Source organism: Candidatus Njordibacter sp. Uisw_056, assembly GCF_047730085.1.
Taxonomy (GTDB): domain Bacteria; phylum Pseudomonadota; class Gammaproteobacteria; order Pseudomonadales; family Balneatricaceae; genus Njordibacter.
On record NZ_CP159830.1, the window covers coordinates 1,984,270 to 2,005,478 of the forward strand.

Annotated in this window: 20 protein-coding genes; 7 read left to right on the forward strand and 13 right to left on the reverse strand. The window is 45.8% G+C overall.

Annotated features, from left to right (window positions below):
* Window positions 1–253: 253 nt before the first annotated feature.
* On the forward strand, window positions 254–1,438 hold the full coding sequence (locus ABXT60_RS09510; RefSeq protein ID WP_443629910.1) for a YbfB/YjiJ family MFS transporter: 1,185 nt from the start codon (window positions 254–256) through the stop codon (window positions 1,436–1,438).
* An 84-nt stretch (window positions 1,439–1,522) separates the two neighbouring features.
* Here ABXT60_RS09510 and ABXT60_RS09515 read toward each other — a convergent pair whose 3' ends face one another.
* From ABXT60_RS09515 to ABXT60_RS09540, 6 genes are all read right to left on the reverse strand, one after another.
* Complete coding sequence (locus ABXT60_RS09515) at window positions 1,523–2,926, reverse strand: TRAP transporter large permease (RefSeq protein WP_443629911.1); 1,404 nt, start codon at window positions 2,924–2,926, stop codon at window positions 1,523–1,525.
* Window positions 2,923–3,567 carry a TRAP transporter small permease subunit gene (locus ABXT60_RS09520; protein ID WP_443629912.1) on the reverse strand — a complete coding sequence of 215 codons (645 nt, stop codon included), beginning with the start codon at window positions 3,565–3,567 and terminating at the stop codon, window positions 2,923–2,925. Before ABXT60_RS09520 ends, ABXT60_RS09515 begins: the two co-directional genes overlap by 4 nt.
* Before the next feature lie 58 nt (window positions 3,568–3,625).
* Window positions 3,626–4,633, reverse strand: coding sequence for a C4-dicarboxylate TRAP transporter substrate-binding protein (locus ABXT60_RS09525; protein ID WP_443629913.1), 1,008 nt, complete (start codon window positions 4,631–4,633; stop codon window positions 3,626–3,628).
* A 121-nt stretch (window positions 4,634–4,754) separates the two neighbouring features.
* A complete protein-coding gene (locus ABXT60_RS09530; RefSeq protein ID WP_443629914.1) occupies window positions 4,755–6,098 on the reverse strand; it encodes a sigma-54-dependent transcriptional regulator in 1,344 nt (447 codons plus the stop codon).
* 15 nt (window positions 6,099–6,113) lie between these two features.
* A complete protein-coding gene (locus ABXT60_RS09535; RefSeq protein ID WP_443629915.1) occupies window positions 6,114–7,895 on the reverse strand; it encodes an ATP-binding protein in 1,782 nt (593 codons plus the stop codon).
* Between the two features lie 34 nt (window positions 7,896–7,929).
* Complete coding sequence (locus ABXT60_RS09540) at window positions 7,930–8,547, reverse strand: LysE family translocator (protein ID WP_443629916.1); 618 nt, start codon at window positions 8,545–8,547, stop codon at window positions 7,930–7,932.
* 177 nt (window positions 8,548–8,724) lie between these two features.
* On the opposite strand from ABXT60_RS09540, the gene ABXT60_RS09545 reads away from it, so the two are divergent.
* Together ABXT60_RS09545 and arfB are read left to right on the forward strand one after the other, a co-directional pair.
* Entirely contained in the window at window positions 8,725–9,681 is a 957-nt protein-coding gene (locus ABXT60_RS09545) for a hypothetical protein (RefSeq protein ID WP_443629917.1), read from the forward strand.
* A gap of 12 nt (window positions 9,682–9,693) precedes the next feature.
* Entirely contained in the window at window positions 9,694–10,113 is a 420-nt protein-coding gene (gene arfB, locus ABXT60_RS09550; RefSeq protein ID WP_443629918.1) for an alternative ribosome rescue aminoacyl-tRNA hydrolase ArfB, read from the forward strand.
* Here the strand turns inward: arfB and ABXT60_RS09555 are convergent.
* The 5 genes from ABXT60_RS09555 to ABXT60_RS09575 form a co-directional block, all read right to left on the reverse strand.
* Complete coding sequence (locus tag ABXT60_RS09555) at window positions 10,093–10,788, reverse strand: pseudouridine synthase (protein ID WP_443629919.1); 696 nt, start codon at window positions 10,786–10,788, stop codon at window positions 10,093–10,095. The genes arfB and ABXT60_RS09555 overlap by 21 nt on opposite strands.
* An 18-nt stretch (window positions 10,789–10,806) precedes the next feature.
* The gene (locus ABXT60_RS09560; RefSeq protein ID WP_443629920.1) at window positions 10,807–11,442 is read right to left on the reverse strand and encodes a DUF2026 family protein; all 636 of its coding nucleotides are present in this window, start codon (window positions 11,440–11,442) and stop codon (window positions 10,807–10,809) included.
* A gap of 153 nt (window positions 11,443–11,595) precedes the next feature.
* On the reverse strand, window positions 11,596–13,035 hold the full coding sequence (locus ABXT60_RS09565) for an aldehyde dehydrogenase family protein (RefSeq protein ID WP_443629921.1): 1,440 nt from the start codon (window positions 13,033–13,035) through the stop codon (window positions 11,596–11,598).
* Window positions 13,036–13,059: 24 nt separating this feature from the next.
* On the reverse strand, window positions 13,060–13,626 hold the full coding sequence (locus ABXT60_RS09570) for a TIGR00730 family Rossman fold protein (protein WP_443629922.1): 567 nt from the start codon (window positions 13,624–13,626) through the stop codon (window positions 13,060–13,062).
* Window positions 13,627–13,712: 86 nt separating this feature from the next.
* On the reverse strand, window positions 13,713–14,060 hold the full coding sequence (locus ABXT60_RS09575; protein WP_443629923.1) for a RidA family protein: 348 nt from the start codon (window positions 14,058–14,060) through the stop codon (window positions 13,713–13,715).
* A gap of 158 nt (window positions 14,061–14,218) precedes the next feature.
* Between ABXT60_RS09575 and ABXT60_RS09580 the strand changes: the two genes are divergently transcribed.
* Entirely contained in the window at window positions 14,219–15,310 is a 1,092-nt protein-coding gene (locus tag ABXT60_RS09580) for an NADH:flavin oxidoreductase/NADH oxidase (protein ID WP_443629924.1), read from the forward strand.
* 20 nt (window positions 15,311–15,330) lie between these two features.
* Here ABXT60_RS09580 and ABXT60_RS09585 read toward each other — a convergent pair whose 3' ends face one another.
* Together ABXT60_RS09585 and ABXT60_RS09590 are read right to left on the reverse strand one after the other, a co-directional pair.
* Window positions 15,331–16,203, reverse strand: a complete 873-nt coding sequence (locus tag ABXT60_RS09585; RefSeq protein WP_443629925.1) for a dimethylarginine dimethylaminohydrolase family protein — start codon at window positions 16,201–16,203, stop codon at window positions 15,331–15,333.
* Window positions 16,204–16,342: 139 nt separating this feature from the next.
* Window positions 16,343–16,942 (reverse strand): TetR/AcrR family transcriptional regulator, encoded by a 600-nt coding sequence (locus ABXT60_RS09590; protein ID WP_443629926.1) that lies wholly within the window; start codon window positions 16,940–16,942, stop codon window positions 16,343–16,345.
* Between the two features lie 119 nt (window positions 16,943–17,061).
* Between ABXT60_RS09590 and ABXT60_RS09595 the strand changes: the two genes are divergently transcribed.
* The 3 genes from ABXT60_RS09595 (at window position 17,062) to ABXT60_RS09605 (ending at window position 21,208) form a co-directional block, all read left to right on the forward strand.
* On the forward strand, window positions 17,062–18,255 hold the full coding sequence (locus tag ABXT60_RS09595; protein WP_443629927.1) for a pyridoxal phosphate-dependent aminotransferase: 1,194 nt from the start codon (window positions 17,062–17,064) through the stop codon (window positions 18,253–18,255).
* Entirely contained in the window at window positions 18,255–19,916 is a 1,662-nt protein-coding gene (locus ABXT60_RS09600; RefSeq protein WP_443629928.1) for a 5-guanidino-2-oxopentanoate decarboxylase, read from the forward strand. Before ABXT60_RS09595 ends, ABXT60_RS09600 begins: the two co-directional genes overlap by 1 nt.
* A 173-nt stretch (window positions 19,917–20,089) precedes the next feature.
* Window positions 20,090–21,208, forward strand: a complete 1,119-nt coding sequence (locus ABXT60_RS09605) for an alpha/beta hydrolase family protein (RefSeq protein ID WP_443629929.1) — start codon at window positions 20,090–20,092, stop codon at window positions 21,206–21,208.
* Window position 21,209: the final 1 nt, after the last annotated feature.

Consider the following 21,209-nt stretch of genomic DNA (forward strand, 5'->3'; position numbering starts at 1 on the left):
GCATGCTGCCCACGAATAAATTAAACCCCATGCCGTTTAAGACGCTATTACAGTTTGCTCTATATGGTCTGTTTTGTGTTGTATCTTCCATAATATATCTCCATTTCACGGGTAAGGTTGCGCGTAAAACCACGCAGCGAAAGTTTAGCCGAAGACGATGCAAAAGTCCTGTTAGCTTAATGTCTAGATTGTATTGTATGCAAGGCCTCGCCATAATAGGGGCCATCGCCTTTTACGCGCACACAGGCCACTCATGCCCAATACTGCTTCTGCCCCGCTGCTGCACAATGTTCAACGTGTTAAAGTGTTGAGTGCTGGCATTGCTAGCCTTATTTTAATGATTGGCATCGCTCGGTTTGCCTACACCCCGATGCTTCCCCTGATGCAACAACACGCAGGCCTTGGCGTTGCTCAAGGTGGCTGGTTAGCAGCTTTTAATTATGCTGGCTATTTTTGTGGTGCGTTGATTGCAGCAAACATTAGTGATTTGGCCAAAAAAGATCGCCTTTACCGGCTAGGCTTATTGGTTGCTTTGGCCACCACTGTAGGCTTAGGGCTAACTCAAAACTTTTGGTTATGGGGATTATTAAGGTTTTTTTCAGGCTTAAGTAGTGCAGCTGGATTATTGCTAGGATCAGGCTTGGTAATGCATTGGTTGCTGCGTCATCAATTACGTTCAGAGTTAGGCATTCACTTTATTGGCATGGGTTCTGGAATCTTTTTCACAGCTCTTTTTGTTTACCTAGTTGCAGGTCAGATCAGTTGGCAGCAACATTGGTTTTGGTTCACCGCATTAGGCTGTTTATTAGCGATCCCTGCGTGGTTTTGGTTGCCTAAACCCAATACGAGTGGCTATAACGTGGGTGGTGAAAAAATGGTTGACAGGCCACCATCACAGCAGTTTCTGCAGACGTTTATGTTGGCCTATTTTTGTGCAGGCGTGGGTTACGCTGTTATTACCACGTTCATCGTTGCCCATGTAAATCAAATTACTGGAGACCATGAATATGGCTCAGTAACCTTTATGATCATTGGCCTAGCGGCTGCTCCAGCGTGCATTATTTGGGACCTAGTAGCCCGTAAGCTTGGCAATTTAAACGCCTTACTGTTAGCTTTTGTTCTACAGTTCACCGGTATGCTTATCCCCATTTTAAGCCCAGGTTTAATCTGGACCTTTATAGGTGCTGGCTTATTTGGCGGCACCTTTATTGGCATTGTAAGCCTTGTCCTTACCATGGCGGGACGATACTTCCCTACTCGCCCTGCAAAAATGATGGGTAAGATGACGTTATCCTATGGCGTGGCTCAGATGGCGGCTCCAGCAGCCGCTGGTGTTTTATCTCAATGGTCTGGCAGCTACCAATTAAGTATTATCATTTCCTGCGGCATCATGTTTTTAGGCTGTGGCTTAATCTATAGATTGCGTCACCACGAGTAACATCCCCTTGCTTATAGCTAGACCTAACACGCTAGCAATAAACCAGGGTACAGCTGCATGTTAGCCCCACCTGAGCACCTAAGGCTAGCCGCCAGCCATGCGCGGCAGCCATAATACAATGGCAGGAAAAGACACTAGCAGGGCAATGGTAAAGGCATCTGCAATAAAGAATGGTGTCACACCTTTAAATACATCTTGCACCGACAAGTCATCACGTACCCCGGCAACAACGAAGCAGTTAAGGCCTATGGGTGGAGTAATTAAACAAAACTCAGCCATTTTAACCACCAGAATACCAAACCAGATTGCACACATGGGCCCTGACATACCGAACACACTGTCAGCCGCACTGACAGACTCGCCACCATTAAGTGCCATCACGGCCGGATAAACTACCGGCAAGGTCAGTAATAACATACCAATGGCATCCATAAACATACCCAATACAGCATAAGCTAAAAGGATAAATACCAGGGTCAACATAGGGCTTTGGTCAAGGGAAACAATCCACTCAGAAAAAGCCGTGGGCAAACCTGCGAAGCCCAAAAATCTGACAAAAATAAGTACCCCCCAAATGATGGTGAAAATCATCACCGCAAGCTTAGCCGATTCCAGCAACGCTTCCTTTAAGGCAGGCCAGCGCATGCCATTAATTAAGGCAATACAGAACACTACAAAAGCACCCAGTGCACCACCCTCAGTGGGTGTGCCAATGGCGTCACCAAAGGGGTTGTAAACAAATAAAATAATGATAGCCACTACCGCCACAATAGGCAGGGCTGGAGGCAAGGATCTAAAGCGCTCACCCCAGGTATAACCTGAAACCGATGGGCCAAAGCCAGGCTTAAGCACCGCTATACCCACAATTAAGCCCGCATAAATGAGGGCTGAAAACGCCCCAGGCACAAAGCCAGCCAGGAGCAACTTACCCACATCTTGCTCAACAATAATGGCATAAACCACAAGAATGGCTGAAGGCGGAATTAAAGAGGCCAAAGTGCCTCCCGCAGCAACCACACCTGCAGCAAAGCGTTTATCGTAGCCAACCTTAAGCATTTCAGGTATTGCGATCCGTGCAAACACGGCAGACGTTGCCACCGAAGCACCTGACACAGCAGCAAAACCTGCAGTAGAAAAAATAGTAGCCACGGCCATGCCACCTGGCAACCAGCCCACCCAGCGCTTTGCAGCTTCAAACAACGCTTTGGTTAGACCTGCATGGTAGGCAAGATAACCAATAAGTATAAAAGTAGGAATTAAAGATAAGGCTTGGGCCGATATTTTTGAGTGAGGAACTTGACCTGCCGTTTTCGTAGCCACACCTAAAGCCCACCAAAAAGCACTTGGATCAAAGCCTTTTTTGGCCCAAAAAATCCACACTAAGCCTACTAAGCCAGCTAATGCGGCAGCGAAGGCAACTCGCATACCAATGACAACCATAACCAGCATACACAGGGATACAACAATACCAATTTCAATACTAGTCATGGACGCTGAACCTCTTCATCAGCCAAAATATATTGCGATTCTGCGGCTGCCTGCGTAGCTGCATCTAGCACCAATGGCACCGCCACAGGCACAGTTGCGTTGGTTACAAAAGCAACGCCAAACCCCCACAATTGAATCACCATACGCAATGCCAACACTGAAAACGCCAGTGGCACCATTAGCTTAGCAGGCCAAAGTGGTAGGGAGATATCCATGGAACTGTCTCGGCTCCACCAAGGCGAAGCAAAGTCAAAACTACGAGAAAAATGTGACCAAGAACCCCAAATAAGCAAACATATTAACGCTAGAACACACAAACTGGTAAGCCATTCAAACAACCATAAAGCTCTGCCATTAAGCTGAGCCACCAACATGTCCATGCGAATATGGCCACCATTGCGTTGGGTGTAGGCGATACCCATAAATGCAATAAGGGGCATGGCTTGTTCGATCCAATCCACATACCCTGGTAGTGGCATATTAAAAAAATGCCGGCCTGCCACTGACACCACAGCTAAAAGCATGAGGCTAAATATAGCTAAGCCACTAACAAGGGCTAATGTTGATTCTAACTTATGTAACTGTTGGTCTATGCGGCTCAGAACTGAGCCATCTTCAAGTACTTGACCTACACCTGCCATACAACCTCCAAGCCATGCCTACCCCTAGGGGCAGACGTAGGCTATTAGTGAGATGGGCCTACTTAGCAATTAAACCCGTAACAAGGTCATACAACTCTTGGGCTGGAAGCCCTTTGGCCGTATTATCAGCGATCCAAGAAGCCGCTGCAGGGCCTGCAACTTTAGCCTTAAAGGCATCAAGTTCTGCATTAGTATAGGAGATTGACTGAATACCTTTTGCTTCTAGGGTTGGGCCCCAGGCATTCATAGTTTTACCATTATAGGTTGCAATATAGTGATCTAAGGATTCATCAACGGAACCTAACAAAGCGGCGCGATGAGCGTCGGACAAGTCTGCTAGTGCGTCTGAATTAACCACTACAGGGCAATTTACAGTACCAGGGTTCAAGTTAGTCGTCCACCATTTGCCGGCCTCAACAGTGCCAAATGACATGTGCGCATGAGGCGCAAAAGCTACCGCCTTAACTACACCACTATCCAATGCCTGACGTACTTCAGATGCCGACATAGAGGTAGGCACTGCGCCCACTGCCGCCATAGCCTTACCTATACCGCCAGTAGCGCGCACACTAAGGCCAGCATAGTCATTCAATGTTTGAGGTGCCTCACCCACACCCACAATATTGTACTGAGGTAACGGCGAAGGCATCAACAAGGTTGCATTCCAGCGGGCCAAGTCTTTTTGTACGGCCGGATGTTGATACACAGCTTGGGAAATCGCTCTTTCTTGTTCAAGTGAGTTAACACCCAAAAAAGGTAGCTCAAGTACAGTGATGGATGGGTTTTTATCACGGTGGTAACCTGCGCAAAACTGCGCCATTTGGAAGGCACCAATCGCAATGCCATCTAAGTTTTCTTTGTTCTTTGACAAGCCACCATAGGAAATATTAAGGGTGAAATCACCATTAGTTTTTGCACTAACAAGTTCTGCTAATTTTTCTACATGCTCAGTGAATGCGCGTCGCTTGCCCCACAAAGACACATCCCATTGCTCAGCTAATACTTCGCCAGAAACAGCTAACGCCACCGCTGCGCAGATACCCGTCTTAATTGCTTTATTAAACATATTAGTTCTCTTTAATTAAGTTTGATTATTTTTGTGGCGTCAGTTTACTGGGTGGGTAGAACTTTTGGCTAGGAAGAAAATTGCTAATTATAATAGAACTTGCCTGCGGAATTCCGCCGAGTTATAAAAAGCTAGATTTGTCCAAGTCTAGCTTAACCATCTTTTCATTCAAAGTGCGCCGACCAATACCAAGGCTTTCTGCAACCACTTCCATTTTACCTTCATGGTCAATCAGGGACTGGGCAATAAGCGCTCGCTCAAAGGCCGCTACCGCCGGCCTCAACATAGATTTATTAGCATTATTGTGGTTGCCTTCAACTTGTCTCATGGCTAACGAGACAGAACTATCACCTTGCTGGCTGCGCACTACACGGCGTTCTGCCAGATGCTTTAGCTCTCTCACATTACCAGGCCATGTATGCGCCATAATACTGCTAATGTCTTCGGTATCAAGGGGCACTATGGGGGTGCCATAAAGGCGAAAATAGTGTTCACTAAAATAGTTAAACAGCATGTAAATGTCATCACTAAAATCACGCAAACTAGGCATAGTAATGGCGAAATTATTAAGCCTAAAGGCCAAATCTTCACGCAATTGACCACTAACAATTTGTTGCTCTACACTGCCGTTGGTGGCTGAAACTATGCGTACGTTAGCGTGTTTAACAGCAATAGAGTCGGACGGGTGATACTGACCCGTATCGACCACCCTTAATAGCGCAGCTTGCTGCTTATTAGACAGGGCGCTGGGCTCATCTAAAAACAATGTACCACCCTCAGCCGCCTGCAGGTAACAGGTTTCTTGGGTAGACGAACCAAACATCATGGCACCAAAGTGATCCATCGCCATCACTGAACAATCTACCGTGACGAAGGGTTGAGATGAGTGTTGTGATAAGTTGTGTAACGCACGTGCCGCCAATTCTTTTCCCGAACCCGTCTCTCCATGCAGCATTACAGGAGCTAATATTTGGGCATATTGGTGCAATTCACCCCTCACTTTAACGAGCGCAGGACTATTACCTACCAACAATTGATCTAAGCCAGAAAGCGCCGCTATTTGCGCATGCAATTGATGATTTTGACGCTGTAAGCGACATTGTTTGGCTGCATTTTGGGCTGCCATCAACAGACGCTTTGGGTCAAAGGGCTTTTCCAAAAAACTATAGGCACCCTGCTGCATAGCCTTCACTGCCATAGCCACATCAGCATGGGCTGAGACAAAGATAAATGGTGGACAGGATTCACTGGCAAGGGTTTCTTCGAATAGCTGTAAACCACTGACATTAGGCATTTTTACGTCTGAAATGACAATATCTGGATTGATACTGATAATTTTTTTAACACCGTTAAGGGCGTTGGACAACTCGCTAACCTGCCACTTGGCTCGCTCAAATAAATGCACTAAAGAGCGCCGAACTTCTGCGTCATCATCTATAATTAAGACTTTGTAATTAGAATGCATGTTTTTCATTTAGGTTTAAACCGCCTGGGGTATGGTGACCACAAATTCAGCACCTTTGTGTATGGTATTTTGAGAACTATTTTGGGCCCATATTTGGCCATGGTGCTCATTGACAATGGCTGCACTAATAGCCAGCCCTAAACCCATACCATCGGTACTGGCCCTAGTCGTGTAAAAGGCTTCAAACAACTCCTCTGGGTCTTGAGCCCCAAAACCAGCCCCATTGTCGATGACTCTTAACAACCAATTTTGCTGGTCATGCTCTAAGCTAATAATAACCTGCCCGCTGTCATTAACAGCGGCAAAGGCATTAATCAATAGATTAACAATGACCTGCTCCAAGCGCAAACTCTGGCCCATAACGCAGGCTTGAACGCCGCTATTAGGGGCCCATTGCAAATTTACTTGGGCGGTATCACATTGGGCGCGCGTAAGTTTTATGGCGCTGGCAATAACTTGCTGAAGGTCCACTAGAATAAATTTAGTTTCGTCAGGTCGGGAAAAAAAGCGTAATTGAGAAGTGGTGCTTTGCATACGCAATGCCACTGAGTGTAAATTAGCCAACAGTTGGCCCATATCTTCTCCATCAGGATCAATTTCTGCTGCAGTAATATAATTTTTAAAGGCCGCTAAAGGCTGCCCTAACTCATGAATCACTGCCGCCGAGAGCTGGCCTAAAGCCGCCATACGGTTGGCTTGAACGAGTTTCTGTTGGGCTAAAGAAAGCCGCTTTTCAGCATGATGTCGCTCACCTATTTCAGTCTCTAGGTTGTCGTTCATTTGTACTAATTTTGCCCGATTTAGCTCACTTTTCATTAGAGATTGCTTAATTGTTCTAGACCGTATTGTGAGCCCCCAGCTAACTAGTAACAATAACAACGCACTGACCACAAGCGCCACAAAGGCAGCATTTTTTTTGGCTACAGCGGGGTCTGATAACGAATGAAGCATCCAGCCTGAAGTGCCGATTTTAAAGGGTGTGTAAAGGTAATCTTTATTTTCTACCGACACAAATAGATCATCCATCGGGTACCAAGAGAGGGCCGATAAAAGCCCACCAGCAAACTGCTTTTGGGAACGAATCCTATTAATTTGAAGGGGGTTTAAGGGGGTGATGGTCTGATAAAGCCAAGCTCTTTCGCTAGCCAAAATAATCACCCCTGTATCATTACTGATAAAGCCTAAATCTTCTGTAGATTGCCAAAAAACAGACAGCGTTGCCGCATCAATTTTAGCCGCAAGTACACCAATCACATGACCCTTTTCATTTATTACTGGGCTAGAGATAAAATAACCGGGTAATCCAGTGGTAGCGCCCACAGCAAAATAAGCACCTTTATCGCCGTTAATAGCAGATTTGAAGTAAGGTCTAAAACCATAGTTTTTATTCATAAATGACAAACTAGGGTCTTGTTGGTAATTAGAAGTGGCTTTTGTAAGCCCTTGTTGATCCATTAGATAGATCGCCTCTAAACCAGAAAGTGTGGCATAGCGATGCAAACGTGCGTTGAGCTGGCTTAACTTAAGTTGCTGCTGAGCCTGCGGTTCTGCCTGTGAATTAGGAAGAGGTTTAAACAAGGTACTAATCACTGCAGGGTCTTCTGTCAGCACACTGAGCAGGGGTTTGTGCTGATCAAGCATGCCAGCTAATAAAATCTGGTAATGGTTGGCTCGATCTTGGGCGCCTTGTTTTTCGGTTTGAATAAAGGTTTGATAGGAAATTATATAACTAGCACTGGCAAAAATAATGACAAAACTCGTTAATAGCGCCAACCAACGCCACTTTTGTAATTTCATTAATACCTTCTCCTTTTATTGCTAACTTAATCTATTAGCCCAGCGCTAACCAACCTGCCACACCTACCATTAAGGTGCCTGCAATACGATTCATTAAACGCACATTACCACTTTTTTGTAACACCTTACTAAGGCTCTTCCCGCCCAAGGCGTATAACATAAGAGACATGGCTTCTAGGGTTAAGATAACACTTAAAAGCATAACCAGTTGGTTTGGCAAGGGCAGTGCAGGATCTATGAAGGGTGGTAATAGGGCGATAAAGAATGCCCACCCCTTAGGGTTGGCAATGGCGGTAATAAGCCCTTGACTGGCTAATTGCAAACGTCCAGTGTTTTTGGGTGCTCCATCAAGGTCGATGGCCATTTTGCCTCGCGAACGCCAAAGCTGCACGCCCAAATAAAGCAAATAGCCCCCACCTGCTAGTTTAAGCATAACAAATAACTGAGGGTATTGAACAATAAGTGCTGCAGCACCTATAACGACTAACACAGCGACTAGCCCTACCCCAAAAAGCTCACCTAACATCATCCACATAGTGCGGCGAATGCCAACAGTCATGCCCAGAGTTAAAGACAACGTCATGCACATTCCTGGTGTCACAGATACAAAAAAGAAAGTGGGTATTAAGGCTAAGAGCAGTGCGCTACTCATTAAGTTTATCCGGTGAATTTGAGCTGGCTGCGCATAGTGCACGGGGTTGTATTCGGTGTCAATGGATGTGTCTAATCTAAGACATAGATGCACAAATCAGTTACCATCGCCTACTGGTTTAGTCACATGTGTTACATCACTCTGCACCCATCATCAGTCTAAATTAAGGTAAGTTTCATGTTTCAAGTGCGCCAATTTTTTAAACAACTGTTTAATGAAATTATTGCCGTTTCATGGCCTCTTTTTAAGCTTATGGTGCCCATCATTTTAATTGTTAAGGTGTTGGAAGAAGTAGGTGGTATAGCACTTTTAGGACAGTGGCTTGGGCCTCTTATGGCACTTGTGGGCTTGCCCCAAGAAATGGGCTTAGTGTGGGCAACGACCATTGCTACCAATATTTACGGCGGCATAATTGTACTATACTCATACGCTGCTGATAGCAATTTAACCGTGGCACAAATGACTGTATTAAGTGGCCTACTGCTCATGGCTCATGGCCTGCCCATTGAGGTTCGTATTGCTCAATTGGCCGGCATGAGGATGCGAGTGGCCATTATTACACGCCTTTTTGGCGCCTTTGCTTTTGCTTGGTTATTACATGTGTTTTATGACCAAACTCAATGGCTACAAGAACCTGCGCAAATGGCATGGCAACCAGAACCGATTGCCGATGGATTGGGTCATTGGTTCTTCAGCCAATTAAAAGCCTTGGCCATGATTCAGATCATCATCATCGTGCTGCTCGCTTTTTTAAAAATTCTGCGGGTTATTGGGGTAGAAAAGATTATCCAATGGATGTTGCGTCCAATGCTTAAACTGATGGGTATTGGTAAAGAAGCCACAACAATAACCTTAGTGGGCATTACCCTAGGGCTGTCTTTTGGTGGTGGGTTATTAATTAAAGAGGCCCGTGCCGGCCATGTGTCTAAAAAGGACGTGTTTACTTCTTTAATACTTCTTGGCTTTTGTCATAGCCTTATTGAAGATACCTTACTAGTTGTTTTACTAGGTGCCCACCTGTCTGGTGTATTATGGTTTCGGCTAGTGTTTGCTTTTATCTTCACTAGCGCCATGAGTTACTGGCTCACAAAGGTAAGCCCTGAGTTTCAACAAAAACACTTGCTGAAACCATAGCCAGGAGAGCAGATGTTAAAAATATCTAACCGTATTTTCATTCCCGCCCACGAAATTGAGCAGCAGTTTATTCGCTCACAAGGTGCCGGTGGTCAACACGTCAACAAAACCTCTACCGCAGTACATTTGTTTTTTGACATCCGTGCCTCGACCTCTTTGCCAGCCTACGTAAAACAAAAACTACTCCACACATCAGACCATCGTATCAGCGCCTCGGGCAAAATTATCATCAAATCTCAAGCTAGTCGTAGCCAAGATTCAAATCGTCAAACCGCCTTAGACCAGTTATCCGAGGTGATCAAAGCGGCTATGGTGCAAGAAAAACGTAGAATAGCCACCAAACCCACCAAAGGCTCTAAAACCAGGCGTTTGGATAGTAAAACTCAAAAGGGGCACACTAAAAAATTACGCTCAAAAGTGCAAGGGGTCTGAAACCACCCGGTAATCACCAGGAGCCAAATCGATGGGTAATTTAATATGTCCCACTTGGGTGCGGTGAATACTTAGCACTGGGTTACTATAGTGGCCAAACATCCGTTTAATTTGGTGGTAGCGCCCTTGGTTTAATATTACTTGAGCGCTTTTAGCAGCAGTTATACTCAATTGCGCAGGGGCCGTGGTCAAATCCTCAAAAGCAAAATAAATACCCTCAGCAAAACCATCAACTTGCTCTTGAGTAATGGGGTTACCTAAGGTGACCGTATAGTGCTTAGGGAGTTTGGTGCCTGGGTGAGTAATTTTGCGAGACCATTGACCATCGTTGGTTAACAGCAATAAACCCGTACTTTGCAGATCTAAGCGCCCGGCAATGTGCAAGCCACAGTACTTTGATGGCAGAAGGTCCAGCACCGTGGTGTGTTTATCGTCAACCGTGGCGCTGACAATCCCTGCTGGTTTATGCAGCATCAGGTATATAGGCGTGTGGTGCCTTAATAGCCTACCCTCAACTTCTAGTTTTGAAAACTGACCAATAAGCTGGTCACCCTGGTAACAAATAACATCGTCTAAAGTCACCAATCCACGAGCCAGCAACAGCTGGACTTGGCGTTTTTTATAACCAAGCTCTTGGCTAATAAATTTATCTAGACGGGCTGCGTAGGAAACCAAAGGCGTGCCTCTACCCAGCTACCAAGAGCCACTCACTAGGAAGCTTTTATAGGGGATGAGTTTCTTTTTACTAGCATCTATGGTTCCTTCAAACTTAACAGTCAATGGTGATGACATTTTTTTAGGGGTCTTAACAAACCAGTCTAGGGCTAACTTACCCCTTTGTATATGAGCTTTTTCTGTCACCATTTGCGACATTTTCTGACTTGCCAAAGGATCATTCTTCACTAGCAAGAAGTCGCCTTTATTTTGTACTGATGATAAGGATTTTTTTGCTTTAAGCATCGGCTTTTGCATCATCCAAGGCTCAATGTGAGCCTCTTTTCCTGAGCGCTTAACCAGTAAAGGAAACAAAGGCGCCATAAAATCAATGATCCACCCATCAGCTTCAACCCACCAGTGGTGTTGCCTATCGTTACTTTTTAAGTGCCCAGATTGGTATTCTCCAAAGGCCAATATTTTAGCCTGTAAACCCAGATGATAGGCCGCAGAACCAACAACAGGTTGCGCTGCAATGCCATAATGGCGTTTTAGAATTTGCGCACCATATACGCTAAACAGCATGCTAGCGTCATGGCTATTGACAGAATCAGCAACTAATAGAGAGTGAATTGTTGAGTAGATACGGCGGTAATCGGCGAGAGTAATGAGCATATGTGTGATCTAAAAAGGTAAAGTAATGGGCTAGTCACTATAAATGACGTGAGACCCTAAACATTAGATAGTCAGGCCAGCCATGTCAAATTCAATAGACATGGCTGGCCTAATTGGCCTAGATGGCAAGAGCCAACTTAGCTAGTAGTTTACTTAATCATTACTCCAACCGCTAATAGACTTCACTTCTAAAAAGTCTTCTAAACCCCAAACACCCCCTTCACGACCATTACCTGATTGCTTATAGCCCCCAAATGGAGAGCCAGAGGCCCTAGAGGTACCGTTCATTTCTACCATGCCAGAGCGTAACTGGCGAGCAATGCGATTAGCTTTAGCACTATCCTGAGTTTGAACATAATTGGTTAAGCCATAAACTGTGTCGTTGGCAATGGTAATGGCCTCCTCTTCTGTATCAAAGGGAATCATACATAGCACTGGGCCAAATACTTCTTCCCGAGCAATTTGCATGTCATTATTTACATCAGCAAAAATAGTGGGTTTAACAAAATAACCGGTCTCTAACCCCTCTGGCTTACCAAGGCCCCCAACAACAACCCGAGCACCTTCATCAATGCCTACTTTAATGAGTGCTTGAATTTTGTTGTACTGCAACTCTGATACAACTGGGCCTATGTGACGCCCATGTTCGGCGGCCCTGCCCACCTGCACCTTGGCAGCTGCCGTTTCGGCTAAAGCCAAAGCCTGTTGGTAAAAGCTTCGCTCTACCAACATTCTTGTTGGTGCATTGCAAGACTGCCCCGTGTTGTTAAAGCAGTGATTGATGCCTCGTGAAATGGCTTTCTCGTCGGCATCAGCAAACACAATGTTGGCCCCTTTGCCTCCCAATTCTAGAGCCACTCGTTTTACCGAATCTGCAGCATTTTTAGAGATAAGGGCACCCGCTCTAGTCGAGCCAGTAAAAGACACCATATCAACATCAGGGTGACCGGTTAATTGAGACCCAACACCTACACCATCGCCATTGACCATGTTGAATACACCTGCGGGGATACCTGCTTGGTGAACCATATCAGTAAAGATTAAGCTAGATAATGGTGCAATTTCAGACGGCTTCAGTACCATCGTACACCCAGCAGCCATAGCCGCAATGGCCTTTAGGCTTACTTGATTCATGGGCCAGTTCCAGGGAGTGATTAATGCACACACACCGATAGCTTCATAAATAATTCTATCATTGGGTTCTTGATCATTTAACGCACGTTCAAACTCAAAATTTTCTAGTTCTCTAATTAAACCCTCTGTATGCTCTGAACCTGATTCAGCTTGAGAGGTAAGGGCCATATCAATGGGCGCTCCCATCTCTTGGCTAATCGCATGGCCCATTTCGTCACTACGGGATTGGTATATTTCTAAAAACCGCTTCAATAACACTAAACGGTGTGACTTTGGAGTTTGGCTCCAGCTGTTAAAAGCTGCTTTAGCCGCAGCTACAGCAGCATTTGTATCGGCTTGATCCCCAATTGAAATAACCGCGCACACCTGCTCCGTGGAAGGGTCTATTACGTCCATTTCGGTATCTGACTGGGGCGTTACCCATGCACCGTTAATGTAAAACTTTTTAGTATCGATCATAAGGTCACTCGCTAACAAATCTGATTAATTGGCCCACTTAACAACTGTTTGTGGCTTGTAGTCTTTTAATAGCTGCAATAATTGTGTGGGGTCGTGATGCACAATGAGTAACTCTAAGTGCTTGGGCTTAAGAAAACCAGCCAAAACTGCTTGGTCAAAAAAGCTTAATAACGCATCATAATAGCCATTAATATTCAGTAAACCAATGGGCTTTTGGTGAAAGCCTAATTGTGCCCAGGTGAGTACTTCTGTCAACTCTTCTAAGGTACCAAAACCCCCTGGTAAAGCAATACAGGCCCCTGCTAATTCAAACATCATAGCTTTTCGGGTGTGCATTGAATCCACTACATGTAATTGTGTCAAACCCTCGTGCGACACTTTATGCGCAAACGACTGAGGGATTACACCCACTACCTTCTGCCCTCCTGCTAGCACTGCGTTAGCTACCTGCCCCATGAGGCCCACTTTGGCGCCGCCATAAACTAAGCCCATAGAGGCATGACTAATAGCCTCTCCTAACGCTTTGGCAGATTGCATAAAAATAGGGTTTTCACCCGGGCTAGCACCACAAAAAACACACACATCCTGCATTTAAATTCGCCTTTGTTACAGTAATAATAAGTAGCCACTTATTAACAGTGCGCCATTATGTAGATTCTTGGGCTTTGAACTAGCAGCTAACACGCCGCAGTAACAGAAATTTCAACCAACAAGGCAGGCCTTGCCATCGCCGCCTGCACGCAGGCTCTTGCTGGTGCATGGCCTGAAGGCACCCAAGCGTTCCATACTAGGTTCATGGCAGCAAAATCATCCATTGATTTTAAATAGATAGTGGCTGTTAACATGCGTGTAGAATCTGAGCCTACGCTCATTAACAACTCATCTACTTTGGCCAACATAGTCTGGGTCTGTTCGATAATATCTGCCTCAGCGTCCGCAGCAACCTGACCACACAGATAGGCTACATTATTGTGTACAACAACTTTACTGGTGCGCTCGTTAGTTTGGTGGCGACCTATGTTCATATTCCTAGCCTCAAAAACTCAATGATAAGACCAAAATCTATGTAGAAGCAAATGTAAATTAAACTTTTTTATCACACCCCGTAAACTCTATTGACCCGTGCGACAGAGCATGTCATTGTCTGTCGCATTATTATTTTGACTGCATCGGACGCTTAACCATGTCACACTTATTTAGCCCTCTCACGATCAAAGACATCACCTTGCGTAATCGCATTGGCGTAGCTCCCATGTGTCAATATCAAGCCGTTAACGGTGTTGCTCAAGCGTGGCACATGGCACAACTTGGCTCTAAAGCCGTCGGTGGTGCCGGGCTTGTAATGGTGGAAGCTACCGCTGTATTGCCTGAGGGTCGCATTACCCCAGGCTGCATGGGCCTCTGGAACGAGACTCAGGTTAACGCTTTAAAACCCATTACTGCTTTTATTAAAAGCCAAGGCGCAGTGCCCGGTGTTCAGCTTGCACATTCTGGCCGCAAAGGCAGTAGCGCACTCCCTTGGTTAGGTGGACAACAGCTGACAGATGCAGACGGTGGCTGGAATACCTATGGACCAACAGACCAGGCCTTTGATGATGATGGCACCCGTCTATGGAAGGCCCCCAAACAGATGCAGCAAGAGGATATTGACACGGTGCAAAACGCTTTTGTTGCTGCAGCAAAAAGGGCTTTAGAGGCGGGCTATGAACTGCTAGAGGTTCACTGTGCACATGGTTATTTGCTGCATAGTTTTTTGTCACCACTGGTCAATACCCGAACAGACAGTTACGGTGGTAGCCTTAAAAACCGTGCCCGTATGCTACTTGAGACGACGGAGAAAGTTCGTGCAGCTTGGCCCCAAGGATTACCTTTCGCCATGCGGCTCTCTATGACCGACTGGGTAGACGGCGGACTCACTGTTGAAGACAACGTACAAGTGGCCAGATGGCTCAAAGTGTTAGGTGTCGATATAATTGACTGCAGCTCAGGCGGAGCCACACCAGCATCTCGAGGCTCGATCAATGGCGGTATTGCTCAACAAGTGGGTATGGCCGCAGACGTGCGCCAAGGTTCGGGCTTAATGAGCATGGCCGTAGGCGAAATCACCCAGGCTCAGCAAGCCGAAGGCATCATTGCTGATGGCCAAGCAGACATTGTTCTATTGGCTAGAGCCATGCTCCACGATCCGTATTGGCCTACCCATGCAGCCAAAGAGCTAGGGGTTGAAATGACTCAAGTAATGCCGCCCTTACATCAGCTTTTTATAGGCCGTTAGGGGTATTTAATTAGTCAAGGTTAGGCTCGATATATAGGCCGTGTTAAACACGTTGGGCCGCCTTCACAAGCAATACATAACGCATCACCACTAAAGGTGAGCACCTCACAACCTGCGGCCTCCATGACTGCTTTGGTGTGTGGAAAACCTTCAATCATAATACACTTTGAGGGTGACGTAGGTAGCACGTTAAGGTTGAGGCCGCTGCTGGCTATAAATTCATCATGAGGCGCTTCAACCAGCTCAATACCCATAGACTGCATCAACTGATAAAGGGCAGTAGGGACTAATGGTGCGTGAATTAAAGCTAGTTTTGGTGCCAATGGCGAAATGACCGACATCAGGTGTAAACATGCCTCTGAACCCTGCCAAACTGGTAAATCAAATCCTAAGACTTTAACCCCGTGAGGGTTCAACATGGCATTAAGCTGATCTATACCTGTTTGGTTAGAACGAAACCCTCGCCCCACAACCAACGTGGTTTGGTCTAACCAAATGCAATCACCTCCTTCAACACTTCCCTTGCCTTCCACACGGCCTAAAATAGGAATTCCTGCGTTGACATAAGCCAGTTCATGCATGGCAGGCTCTGCCTTGCGCAAGGCTTTACCCATATTGAGTATGATTGCACCGTGGTCACTCATGAGTGACGGATCATGGGTAAACATTGCATCGGATAAGCCATCATTATGGTCTTGAATGTGAATAATTTCTGTACCACAGGCCACCACAAGTTTACGAAAAACCTCATATTGTTCTAATGCTTTCGCCCCATTAAATGTGGCACCGTAGTGCCATTGTTTAGGGTCAGCCTGCAACAAACTCTCTTGGGGCGCACGCATCAACACTCGCTGAAGAGGCAGGGACATAGACTGACAACCAAAGTTGGACATGGAAATTTCCTTTTAGTAAATGTATAGACGTTATTTATCAGTTAGCTAATAGTACTAATGGCGAAATTAATCACCTGCTGTACGATCGTTCAATTGTGTGATGCTACAAACATGCCACACTGAAGTAAAGCCTGCCAGCCTAAGCTAACATTAAGGTACGGTGTAACCACTGGTTCAAAATAGTTTGCCATAGTTGGGAACTTTGATGTTCGCCGTTTAGGCTCCAATCTAACCAAAGCCCATCGGTTAAGGCGCTGTACTCGATTGCTAATACTTGAAGGTCAACGTTACTGTTGGGCAACGACTTGGCGAGCACTTGTATAAGGTAGTTTTGTAGCCGCTGGTTAATACGGCCATGGGTGGCCCGCATTAATTTAGAATCAATGGTTTTAGACCAAAACACTACCCATGCTCGTAACTGATCAGGAGACATAATGTCTGCTTCAAAAGCACAGGATACGAGGGTTTTTATTGGCATGTTTTGGTTCTTTGTATCGGCATCAATGTGAGCTTTTAAGGCTTCATGGTAGCGCCTAGATATTTCTTCATAAGCTATAGCCACTAACTCTTCTTGACTAGAAAAGTGATAATTTAGTAAACCCACAGAAACCTGTGCTTGCGCACAAATTTTACGTGACGATAAACCGCTAGCCCCCTCTCTCATTAAGCATATGAGTGTGGCTTCAATTAACTGACTTCGTCTTTCGTTAGGCGGTAAACGGTCTGATTTTTTCTTCAAAACAGCTCCAAAACTGGGAAAAATAGTGAGCCTTAATTGTCGGCTTTATTTGACTATTGAGCAAGTGATCAATAGTATTGTACGGTCGTTCAATAACGCCATTAATTATAAAGGTAATCATGCAATTCTCTAAACTAACCAGCCGCATTAATGGCGAAGGTGCCGCCGCATGGGACCTTCATGAAATAGCCACGCATGCTGCGGCAGCAGGCGAAGATGTCATCGTATTAAGTGTAGGAGATCCTGACTTCGCTACCCCTAGAATTATCACCCAGGCGGCTATCGAAGCCCTTCAAGGGGGTGACACCCATTACCAATCAGTCAATGGGCGCCCTGAGGTTAGGCAGGTCATTGCCGAACAGTTTCAATCAGCTCAAATGACAGACCAAGGCCAGCAGCTAAGCGCAGGCAATGTTATGCTGTTTGCTGGTGCTCAAAATGCATTATTTGCTGCCAGTTTATGTTTATTAGACCCAGGTGATGAAGTACTGGCCCTAGACCCAATGTATGTCACCTACGAAGCCACCTTGTGCGCATCTGGCGCAACTTTAGTTGCCGTGCCCATGTCTGCTGATAATGGTTTTCGCTTTGATGCCAATGCTGCACAAGCGGCTATTACCGCTAAAACCAAAGCGATACTCATCACCAACCCCAACAACCCTACAGGGGTGATGATGTCTGACAATGAAATTGACACCATCTGTGACCTTGCCATAAAACATGATCTTTGGGTTATGGCGGATGAAGTCTATGGTCAGCTCATATTTGAAGGTGAGCACATCAGTATCGCCCAGCGACCGGGCATGTTTGAGCGCACAGTGACTTTAAACAGCCTATCAAAAACCTATGCCATGACCGGTTGGCGCGTAGGCTGGGCTATTGGGCCAGTGTCATTAATAGAGCATTTTTCTAACTTAGGCTTATGTATGTTATACGGTTTACCTGGGTTCACCCAAGCGGCTGCCTACGTTGCACTGCAGCAATCACAAGTCCACAGCGAACTCATTAGGGCAACCTTTAAACAGCGCAGAGACATAGTCTTAGGCGCACTCAGTAACATTAAAGCCACCCCTGTTCTTAAGCCTAGTGCCGGCATGTTTATTATGATGGATGTGAGAGCCTTGAGTATGAATGGCCTAGAATTTGCCACCGCTCTTTATAACACCACTGGCGTGGCAGTTCTTGATGCTGGTGCTTTTGGCAAAGCGTCATGCGGTTGGATACGCATTTCGTTTACTGTGGAGGACACCTTATTATTGGAAGCGTGTAAGCGTATTCGCAGTTTCATTGCCCAATGCCAGCAGGCCCTTTAATGAGTAATATAGCCCCACTAACCAAAGGTCAGCAGCTCATAGCGCTATTGGAAGCTTATGGTGTAGATACCGTATTTGGTATACCCGGTGTGCATACCCTAGAGTTATACCGCGGCTTAGCTGCCTCTAAAATTAAACACATTACACCCCGCCATGAGCAAGGCGCAGGGTTTATGGCGGATGGCTACGCTCGTATTACAGCAAAGCCAGGCGTATGTTTTGTAATTACAGGCCCGGGGCTCACTAACATTGCTACGGCCATGGGCCAAGCGCTTGGGGATAGCATTCCTATGCTTGTGATCTCTACAGTAAATTGTGCTGGCACAGAATCACAGGGTTGCCTGCACGCCATGCCAGAGCAGGCAAGCGTAATTAAACCTCTTACAGTCGCTAGCTTTCAGCTCAATACTCATGACCATGTGACACACACGATTGCCCAAGTTTTTGCCGCCCTAAGTGACACTAATGGCACTCCACTTGGCCCTGTGCACCTGCAAATTCCTCTAGACGTTATTGGGCAGCTAGCCACTGAAGAGGTGGCCAAAGTAGCGAAGCGACCTAACCCTGCTGATAACCAACACAGCGCCAAAGTTTTAGGGCAAATACACGATGCAGCGTCTATTATTAACCAACATAGCCAAATCGTTATTCTTGCAGGGGGTGGTGCAGTAAATGTAAACCAACAACTTCAGAAGCTTGCTAATACGCTTAACGCACCAGTAGTCACCACCATTAATGGCCGTGGACTTATGGCCGGCCACCCCTTATCTGTGCCTGCTAGCCCCAGTTTAAATGCAACACGTAGCTTGTTAGCACACGCTGATTGCGTTATCGCCCTAGGGACACAAATGGGGCAAACCGATTACGATATGGATGTGAACGGCAAATTCCCAGCTTTAAAAAACCTTATTCGCATCGACATTAACCCAAGCGCAGTCAATATGCCGAGGCAACTTGGGATCCACTGTAACCTGCTGCAAGCATTAACATACCTAACGCCCTTATTAGATCACAAAGGACTCTCTGCTAGCTTGGGTGAAGCCCGTGCACGCACCACCAGACAAGGCGCTTTTACAGAGCTATCTAGGGCTTATAAACAACACCATACCTTTTTAAGCACCATTACCAGCGCCCTACCTGAAACAATTATTGTGGGCGATTCAACCCAGCCAGTTTATGGTGGTAATTGTTATTTTGAAGCCCCTGCACCAAAAACTTGGTTCAATTCTGCTACAGGATTTGGCACTCTAGGCTATGCGGTACCTGCGGCCATAGGCGCCGCCTTAGGTCGTCGCCTGCAATATAACCATCACCCTGTCGTTGCCTTAACGGGAGATGGGGGGTTACAGTTTTGTTTAGCTGAATTAGCCACTGCCAAAGCGCTTGAATTACCGATCATATTCATTGTGTGGAACAATCTAGGGTACGGTGAAATAGAATCTTCCATGTTGGCTGAGGGGATCACGCCTATTGGTGTGAGCCCTAAACCACCGAAATTAGATGCTCTCGCAAAAGCGTATAACATTGGCTTTGCAAAACTAAGCTCATTTACAGCACTCACTAAATTGCTAAAACAAAAGGCTAATATCACATCTCCCCTATTGCTGGAGGTAAATGAAGCGCTGATACTGCCTCAAATTGAACCCCAAACACCCTTTTGAAAATAAGTGCCTAAACTGACAAAAGGGGCTTGAGGCAGTGCTTAAAAAGAGCCCCTGAACAGTAGCCTAACGAATACCCATTTAACCCGCATATTACCCTAACCCAAGGCCAACTTAAGATAATGTAATTTCTGTTATTATGTGGCTTTTTATCATCATCTGGTGGCCACTTAATGTTGAAAAGAATTAGTTTATATAGCCTAAGCTTCATTGTTATTGTTAGCATTACGTTTACCTTGGGTCATAGGTATATTATGCCTATTTTAATCCCTCTAAACGACCTTCCCAAACCCACAGGTGAATACTCAGTAGGCACCCAAATTTTCGAATGGACAGACCAAAGTAGAGATGAGTGGTTTACCAAAATACAAGGGGATAAGCGCCGTATGGTGGTGCAAACCTGGTATCCAACAGAAGCATCAAACGCCGCCCCACAGGCCTACCTTGCTAAACCCGATCAATGGTTACCTGCCCTTAGTAAAGTGTTAGGTCTACCACAATTTTTATTTAATCACCTCAAAGATCTAAACACCCACTCTATACCCAACGCCCCGTTGCACCCACAGGTTAAATATACCCCTTTAGTGGTGTTCTCACACGGCCTTCGGGGTATGCGCTTTCAGAACACAGCACAGTTTGAAGCCCTAGCTAGTAGGGGCTACATCGTCGTTTCAGCAGACCATACTTATGATGCCAGTCTTACCCTTTTTAACGACGGCACTAGCGCTAACTTTCGGTCGGGATATGAAGGCGAACTTACTACGGAACAATTCTGGGCTTTGCGTACCCCTCAGTTAAATACCCGCGTGGCTGATATCACCTTTATCATTGATACAGTAACTGAAAAAAGCATCGCTAATGACCCAATTTGGGGTGCAGCAAATCTAGATCACATTGGCCTATTTGGCCACTCATACGGGGGGGCAACTAGCATCATTGTTGCCAGCCAAGACCCCCGCATAGACGCTACCATCATTTTAGATGGATGGCTGGTACCTGTGCCTGAAAAAATAATTGATCAAGGTATTAGTACCGCATTACTTTACATTGGCCAAGCATCTTGGCCTAACCCGGTAAATTACCAAAAACTTGAAAAACTACTTAATAACAGCCCACAACACAGCTCTATTCTTATGCCGGGTACAAAACATTTCGATTTTTCAGATACCCCGCTTTTTTCACCCCTGATGCAAATAGCAGGGCTTGCAGGTACTATACCCGCTAACGAATTAGCAACAGATTTAGAAGATAAAATTGTGAGCTTTTTTAACCTGCATTTAAAGGATCATTAAA